The organism is bacterium, from assembly GCA_029210545.1.
In the GTDB taxonomy this organism is placed as follows: Bacteria; BMS3Abin14; BMS3Abin14; order BMS3Abin14; family BMS3Abin14; genus JARGFV01.
In genome coordinates this window covers 1-507 of record JARGFV010000239.1, presented here as the reverse complement: position 1 = coordinate 507, position 507 = coordinate 1, and the positions used below count along the sequence as shown (strand labels likewise).

Sequence of the window (507 nt, the reverse complement as noted above, 5' to 3'; positions counted from 1 at the left end):
GATATGGTCGGACCCCCATGGCGACATGGGGAGCTAGCAGGAATATAAACTAGCTAGCCTTATGTTTAAGTAACAACAATGTCGGACTCTATCCGGTGGAATCGTTAGAATCTTGAAGGGAGCTGGCCTCAGTACGAGAGGACCAGGCTGGAGGAATCCCTAGTGTGCCGGTTGTGGTGTTTACTGCAACGCCGGGTAGCTACATTCCTAAGGGATAACCGCTGAAAGCATCTAAGTGGGAAGCCCCCCTCAAGATGAGACATCCCATCACCTTTAAGGTGACTAAAGGAACCTGGGAGAATACCAGGTCGATAGGCCGGCTGTGGAAGTGTGGAAACATATGCAGCAGACCGGTACTAATTTTCCGTGAGGCTTGACCATATTATCTTCATCCCCTATCCGCAGCCCCACCCCCTCGCCGTCAAAACTGAGAGAAGGGCCGCGGACGCCGGGTCCAACAAGACCCGGCCGCCCTGTCGCCCCTGTGCGACATAGACCCTCAAGGCG

1 rRNA gene is annotated in these 507 nt (G+C 54.2%); it reads left to right on the top strand.

Going from position 1 to position 507, the window contains the following annotated elements:
- Positions 1-381: ribosomal RNA gene (locus P1S46_12465) — 23S ribosomal RNA — on the top strand; the annotation flags it as partial.
- Positions 382-507: the final 126 nt, after the last annotated feature.